Genomic DNA, 7,745 nt, shown 5'->3' with positions numbered 1-7,745 from the left:
CCGGGGCCGACGGGGCCCGGGGGGATAATCCTGCGCCGGGGGCGGGTGTAGGGGGCCCCCACTGAGGCGGGGGGGGGGGCGGGGGCTGGGGGGGGCCCCCCCACACCCACCGCCGCGATCCAGGCGTCCGGCAGGTCCCTCGGGCGCGGAGCCACCACCTCCAGGGCGGCGGAACGTTGGACCGGCACCTCTTGCGCCAGGGCCGGGTGGGCCGGCTGGGCCGGCTGGGCCGGGTGGGCCGGAAGGGCACGGCCCGGGCCTGAGAGCGGGGCTGGCACTGACGGCTCCGCCACCGCCAGCGGCTGGGTCCGCGCGGTCAGGTCCTCGGGGTAGGAGGCACGGGTCATCTCACTCCTGTAGGGGCACGAACGGTCAGGTGATTCCGTAGGGTCAGCTCACTCCCATAGGGTCCAGCTCACTCCCATAGGGTCAACTCACTCCATGGGTCTGGAGCCACATCTCGAGCAGCGCAGCCTGCCACAGGGCGTTGGCGCCGAGCGTGGTCCGGTTGTCGTTCGGCGCGGCGAGCATCGCCTGCACCCACGACGGGCGGTACAGGCCGCGGGCCTTGGCCGCCGGGTCGAACAGGGCGTCGCGGACCCGGTCGAGGAAGGGGCCGTGCAGGTGGCGGATCGCGGGCACCGGGAAGTAGCCCTTGGGCCGGTCGATGACGTCCACCGGCATGAGCGGGCGGCCGATGTCCTTGAGCACGCCCTTACCTCCGGAGGCGAGCTTGAGCTCGGGTGGGCAGGCCGCGGCGAGCTCGACGAGCTCGTGGTCGAGGAACGGGGTGCGTGCCTCGAGCCCGGCGGCCATCGTCATGTTGTCGACCCGCTTGACCGGATCGTCGATGAGCATGATGGTCGAGTCGATGCGCAGCGCCGCGTCCACGGACGTCTCCGCGCCGGCCCGGGCGAAGTGGGCGGCGACGAAGTCGCGGCTGGCGTCCCGTTCGAGCAGGTAGGACGGCTCCACCATCGCGGGCATGTCCCGGTGCGGCCGGTCGGCGAACACCGACAGGTAGGCGTCGACGGCCTGGTCGCGCGGGACGTCCGCCAGCGGCGGGTACCAGGAGTAGCCGGCGAAGACCTCGTCGGCGCCCTGCCCGGACTGCACGACCTTGACGCTGCGGGACACCTCCTGCGAGAGCAGGTAGAACGCGACGCAGTCGTGGCTGACCATCGGCTCGCTCATCGCGGCCACGGCCGCGTCGACGGCGGGCAGCAGCCGGTTGCCGGGCACCCGGATCTGGTGATGGTCGGTGCCGAAATGCTCGGCGATGATGTCCGAGTAGGCGAACTCGTCGCCGGACTCGCCGCCGGCGGCCTCGAACCCGACGCTGAACGTCGCCAGGCCCGTCTGCCCGGCCTCGGCGAGCAGCGCGACGATGAGGCTCGAGTCCAGCCCGCCGGAGAGCAGTACGCCGACCGGCACGTCGGCGACCATCCGTCGGCGCACCGCGGTGCGCAGCCGCGCGGCGATCGCGTCCCGCCAGTCGGCGGCCTCCCAGCTGGCATCCCAGGCGGTCTGCACGGTGCCATGGCCGGCCGCACCGGCGCCGGCGGCGTCCCCGCGGGTGAACGACGGGCTCCAGTACAGCTCGTCGGTGTGCCGTCCGTCCGGCTCGACGACCCGGACCGTGGCCGCGGGCAGTTTGCGCACGCCGGCGAGGATGGTGTGCGGCGCCGGCACGACCGAGTGGAACGAGAAGTAGTGGTGCAGCGCGACGAGGTCGAGATCGGAACTGATCCCGCCTCCGGCGAGCAGCGCCGGCAGGGTGGAGGCGAAGCGCAGCCGCTCGGCGTCCTCGGCGTAGTAGAGCGGCTTGATGCCGAGCCGGTCGCGGGCGAGCACAAGGCGCCCGGTTTCACGCTCGGCGACGGCAAAGGCGAACATACCGGCGAAGTGGTCGACACAGCGGGTGCCCCACCGGTGATAGGCCTTGGCGATCACCTCGGTGTCGGAGGTGGAGAAGAACCGGTAGCCGGCGGCGGTCAGCTCGTCCCGCAGCTGCTGGTAGTTGTAGATGCAGCCGTTGAACGCGGTGGTGAGGCCCAGCTCGCTGTCGACCATGGGCTGCGCGCCCCGTTCCGACAGGTCGATGATCCTCAGCCGGCGGTGGCCGAACGCGACCGGGCCGGACGCCCAGATCCCGACACCGTCCGGGCCACGCGGCACCATGGTCGTGGTCATCCGGACCACCGCGTCGACATCGGCCGTCCGGCCGTCAAACCTCAGCTCACCGCTCAACCCGCACATCTGCCGCGCTCCCGTCAGCCCACTGGGATCAGGCGAGATCCCTTCTCCGGACGTACCTGCCCGGCGTCGAGGGAGTTGGTCGTGCCTCCACCCTCGATGCCGGACGTTTCACAGTCGTGACAGCACGGTTGCAGTCACTCGCCGTCCACATCGGCACAGGTCGTGCCCACGCGCTTTCGGACAGTCGGCACCGAAGTGGTGGTGTCCAGACTCAACACCACCAGGATGTGGCGCGCGACAGGTATCGGCGGCTTTCCACGCCGCGCTCCGCATCAGCAGCCCGATCATTACGCTAAGTGATGTCGTTTTGACCGCATTGTCTGAATTGTGCGGACCAGGATGATCTTTGTGGTCGCAGTTACCGGGATTGTGTCCGGTATGCCCTACCAGAAGGACCAAGGGTCGACCGGGACGGGTCGCACCAGCCTTCCGGCCCACGTGATCCGTTACCGGCAGTACACAAGGCCGGCGCTCCGGCGCTCCGGTGCCTGAGGGGCCGCCAGGCCGGGCGGCTCCCACTACCGTCGGGGGATCCAGGTGTCCTTGGAACCGCCGCCGCGGGAGGAGTTGACGATGAGACTGCCCGGCGGTGCCACCCGGGACAACGCCGCGGGCACGACCACCGGTTCGGCGCCCACGTAGACGAACGCCCGCAGGTCCACCGCGCACGGCTCGAGCGCACTGTCATGCCAGGTGGGATGGGTGGACAGGTCGACCACCTCCTGGCCGATCCAGCGCCGCGGGTCGGCCAGGATCCGCTCGCGCGCCTCGGTGAGCTGGTAGGGCTCGGCATGCGGGCCGATGACGACGCCGGCGCCCCCGAAGCCGTCGACCGGCTTGACGACGAGCTGGTCGAGATGGGCGAGTACGTGGTCGCACTGCTCCGGATCACCGCAGACGTAGGTGGGAACGTCGTCGAGCAGCGGCTGTTCCCCGAGGTAGTAGGTGACCATCCGCGGCACGTAGGCGTAGACCACCTTGTCGTCGCCGACGCCGTTGCCGGGGGCGTTCGCGACGCTGACCAGCCCGGCGCGCATCGCCTTCAGCAGGGCTGGGCCCAGCGGCGCCCCGTCGGCGCCGGCCGCGCCGAACAGCTCGTCCTCGTCGATCCGCCGGTACAGCACGTCGATCCGGCGCCGGGTGCCGCCGTCGATGCGGTACACGCCGTCGTCGTCGACGAGGAGCCCTGCGGGTTCGACCAGTGCCACGCCCATCTGCTCGGCGAGCAGCACATGTTCGAAATAGGCCGAGTCGCGCGGTCCGCCGGACAGCACCGCCACCACGGGCTCGCCACTGCCACGGCCAGCGCTGACACCGACAGCGCTGGCACCGACCCGCGCCGGGGCGGCGGCGAGCAGCGCCTCGTGCAGCAGGGCGGGGACACCGTCCAGGCGCAGGATGCCGCTCGGCGGGCCGAGCTCGGGCAGCACCGACTCGGCGAGCCGGCGGCCCTCGATGGCGTAGGCGACCCCGGAGGGCACCCGCAGGTTGTCCTCCAGAACCAGCCAGCCACCGTCCCCGCCGCGGACCAGGTCGATGCCGGCGGTCGTCACTCGGATCGTCTCGTCCGCGACGGCCCGCCCGCCGTGGCGCAGCCCCGGTGCGTCGTTGACCACCCACGGCGGCACGATGCCGTCGGCGACGGCGGCCCGCTCGCCGTAGACGTCGCGCAGGAACGCCTCGAGCGCCCGCACCCGCTGGGACAGGCCGGCCCGCAGCACCGCCCAGTCGTCCGCGGCGATGATCCGCGGGACGAGGTCGAACGGGAACGGCCGGCTCTCGCTGTCCCCGGACACCCGGAAGGTGATGCCGCGGTCGTGCTGCTCGGCCTCGCGGTCACCGACCCGTTCGTCGAGGATGCCGGGCCCGAGCCGCTCCAGGGTGCGCATCACCGCGCGGTACTGGGGGCGCACCGCGCCACGGTCGTCGACGACCTCGTCGTAGCCGGTAGGCTGGTAGCGCTCGAGCAGCGTCGGGGCGATCTGGTCGGGTGCGCTGACCGCCGGCGCCACACCGATCGTCGCGCCGGCCGGCGGCACGTCACGGGTCTCGGCGAGGATCAGGTCGGCGACGTCGGTGAGCAACCCACGCCGGGCGAACGCGCGCCGCTGGCGCTGCGCGGAGCTGCCGCGCCCGGCGGCCTGCTCGGCGAGGTTGTCGACGAGCTCCCAGTCGTCGTAGCGCTCCAGCTGCGGACGGACCTCCTCCAGCAGCCTGCGCAGCATCGCCCGGGCCGGCACCGGGCCGGCGCCGAGGATGTCGACGAGATCGCCCTCCAGCCCCGAGCGGGCCGCCCGCCAGGTCGCGGCCCGCAGCAGCTCGGCGCGCGGCGGCGGCGCCTGGGCGCCGGCCTCGATCTCCTCGACGGCCCGGCAGACCAGCGCGCGGAACAGGCCGGCGATGAGGATGACGTTGTCGACGTCCGGGCAGGCGTCGCAGATCCGCAGCTCGACGGTGGGCAGGTGGGCCGACGGGCGGACATCGAAGTAGACCATGCCCGGGTCACTGATCACCCCGGATTTGATCAGGTCGGCGATGAGCTGGTCGTACTCGGCGGCAGTGCGAAACGACCCGGCGACCCCGGCGGTCGGCCAACGCTGCCAGACCAGCGTGCGCATGCTCGCATACCCGCTGTCGGCGCCCATCCAGTACGGCGAGCTCGCCGAGAGCGCCAGCAGCATCGGCAGCCATGGCGCGGTCCAGGCCACCACAGCCATCGCGAGATCACGGTCGGCGACGTCGACGTGCACCTGAGCGCCGCAGATCAACTGCTCGCGGGCGACGATCTGGTAGTCCTCGGTCATCTGCTCGTACCGGTCGTCCCGGGAGACGTCGAGGGCGTCCATGTCGAGGATCGGCACGGTGCCCGACGCTGCCGGCCCGAGCCCCAGCTCCCCCGCGGCCTCGGCCAGCCGGCGGCGAAGATCAAGGAGGTTCGCCCGCAGCGCCAACAGATCCATCGTCGGCCGGCTGTTCGTCTCCACGACGGATTTGAGCAGTTCCGGGGAGAACGAGTCACCGTCGAGCTTACGAAGTATTTCCTCCGCCCGGGGAACGAGCTGACGGGTGGTGAGATCGAGGATGTGGAACTCCTCCTCGACGCCGACGGCAACCATTCGTGCGTCGCTCATGACCGGCTACGCTACGACCATCCGGTTACACCTGCATGACGGAGAGGTATCTCTCGCGCCGAAACCACTCGGGCCGCGTTTGTGCACGCCCACGCTCCGTCCGCGTTCTGACACCGGCATCCGACCCCGCCCTGCCCGTAGGCCGGCGTCCCGACCTGCTCCGACGCGGATGCCCCGGCGCGCCCCGGCGATCGTGCGCCTGGCGGTCGGGGCAGCCCGGCCCGACGGCCGGCCCGCCGCGAGCGGGCGGTCGCTACCGGGGTTGGTCTTTCCCGGAGGCCGCCACTAAAACGTGACGAAGCCCGCAGGTCTGCTTACGGAAAGCGCCGGATTTATCCGTCACCGGACCGGCGCCGCCCGCGACCGCCTCAGCCCTGCGCACCCACCGGCTCGCCGACGCCCGCTGGCTCACCGACACTCACGGCCCGGGCCTGCTGCGGGACAAGCACCGGCGCACGCCCACCGGCACGGGAATCGCACAGCACCAGCCCCCCGCATCGCTCGGTGCCGTCCTTGAGAGCGATCAGGTTCGCCCCCACATACGCGATGTAGTTGGCGGAGTGCCACTCGGACGGATAGTAGGTGACGAGTCGGGAGCTTTGGAACCGGGCCTGAATTTCCGGGACGAAGGTGCGGTACTGGTCATCGGTGTAGTACCAGAATGAGTTCTCGTTGTAGAAGGCGCAGTGCGTCGGGTCCTGGTAGGCGCCCCGCCCGTCCGAGCTCGGGGTCAGTGACAGGAGCATGCCGCCCGGTGCCAGCAGGCGGTACAGCTCGTTGATCAGGGGAATCTTGGCTGGCACGTGCTCCAGGAAGTCGACCGCCCGGATGACACCCACCGACCCGTCCGGCAGGTCCAGGCGACCCGGCAGCGTGGCGACGATGTCCACGCCGTCGCCCGGATACTGGTCCACACCCAGGAATCCCGCCGGCTTGCGATGCGCCGCCCCCAGATCGAGCGCGAGCAGGCCACGGCGCCGGGCCCAGGCAAGCGCGTTGGCCTCGATGTGACGGTCGTAGAGAACGACGGTCTCCCGCTGGATGTGACCATTGATGTCGGCATCGCTCTGCGTGTTTCCGTCATGAACCCGCTGCAGGTAGAGACAGCGCGGAATCCGGTGGAACTCTCCCGCCTGGTAAAGACGGCACATCAGCTCCTGGTCGTCCAGCACCAGGAGATCCGCGTCATAGCCGCCGACCTGGTCGTAGATCTTACGCCGGAATGCCCGCACATGGTTCGGCGCGTACCAGATGTAGGAGATGTTGTGCGGCGTCGGCGGCAGCGACAGGGCCTGCAGCACCGGCCGGCCGTCGACCTCCGTCTCCTGGTAGACCCAGCCCTGCGCCTCGTCGAACCGGCTGTCGTCCCGCCCGCCGTCCTGCGTGATCTGCGCGGTGTCGCTGTAGACCAGGGCAGCGGCCGGATGCCGCTCGAACTCCGCCGCCACTCCCGCCAGGCAGTCCTTCGCCAACAGGTCATCGTGGTCGAGCTCGACCAGAATCTCGCCATTCGCCAGCGCGCAGGCCCGCCGTTTGGCGGCGCCCACACCACGAAGGTCGTCGGCGATCTCCACCCGGACCCGGTCGTCCGGGGTCTCGGGCCGCCATCGGGCGCCGCCGTTGAGCAGCACGATCCATTCCCAGTCGGAACGGCTCTGCGCCCGCAGCGTCTGCAGGCACTCGTCAAGAAAGCGCGGCTGGTGGCTGGGGGTGAACACGGAAAAGGTGGGCGTGGCTGCTCTCATCGCTCTGTACCTGTTCGACGGTCGACGCGGGACGGAATCCGCTTCTGGGCGCATGCCGGTACGCCCCCGAGCGCCAGGACATCTCGACTCGACCGGCCACGGGTCAATGGCCGTTGGGGCATGGACACGGTACTGCTTGCGGAATGTCGTCGACGCTCCGCCACGCGGTACGAGCGCGGCCTGGCGGCCCGGGCTTCCCAGACCACCAGGCCGCACTGACTCACGCCGCGCAGACCACGTAGGCCCTGATGGCGTCCCCGGCTTGCGAGTTGTGTTCAACAGTCCAGCCGGTGGCGGGCGTGGCCGGCGAGCCGCCGAACGGAATCGACGTCCTGATAGGGTCACCCTTCGTCACGATTCCACCGCCACCGAGAGCAGCGTCGCCGAACCGGCAGGACGCAGTCGCAGAGCCTTCACCGGGATCCGAGATGATGACGTAGCTACTCCGCCCGACGCTGGCGCCCTGGTTGCCCTGGAAACCCTGGTTACCCTGGAAACCCTGGTTGCCTTGGAAACCCTGGTTACCCTGGAAGCCCTGGTTACCCTGGAAGCCCTGCGGGCCCTGCCGACCCTGCGGGCCTGGCCGACCTGGGTAACCCTGCTTGCCCTG

The 7,745-nt window shown here is 70.7% G+C and carries 4 protein-coding genes and 1 pseudogene; all 5 read right to left on the bottom strand.

Annotated elements, in window-relative coordinates; translation table 11 throughout:
• Window positions 1-347 (bottom strand): annotated as a pseudogene (locus MXD95_RS07050) (hypothetical protein); the annotation flags it as partial.
• An 82-nt stretch (window positions 348-429) separates the two neighbouring features.
• Window positions 430-2,259 carry an N-acetylglutaminylglutamine amidotransferase gene (locus tag MXD95_RS07045; protein ID WP_250639735.1) on the bottom strand — a complete coding sequence of 610 codons (1,830 nt, stop codon included), beginning with the start codon at window positions 2,257-2,259 and terminating at the stop codon, window positions 430-432.
• 518 nt (window positions 2,260-2,777) lie between these two features.
• Entirely contained in the window at window positions 2,778-5,390 is a 2,613-nt protein-coding gene (locus MXD95_RS07040) for a carboxylate--amine ligase/circularly permuted type 2 ATP-grasp protein (protein ID WP_250639734.1), read from the bottom strand.
• 368 nt (window positions 5,391-5,758) lie between these two features.
• Complete coding sequence (locus MXD95_RS07035; protein WP_250639733.1) at window positions 5,759-7,135, bottom strand: glycosyltransferase; 1,377 nt, start codon at window positions 7,133-7,135, stop codon at window positions 5,759-5,761.
• Between the two features lie 220 nt (window positions 7,136-7,355).
• On the bottom strand, window positions 7,356-7,745 hold a 390-nt coding region (locus MXD95_RS07030), incomplete at its 5' end, for a hypothetical protein (RefSeq protein WP_250639732.1).

This window comes from Frankia sp. AiPa1 (assembly GCF_023243075.1).
Taxonomy (GTDB): Bacteria; Actinomycetota; Actinomycetes; order Frankiales; family Frankiaceae; genus Frankia.
This window is presented reverse-complemented; position numbering and strand designations above follow the sequence as displayed.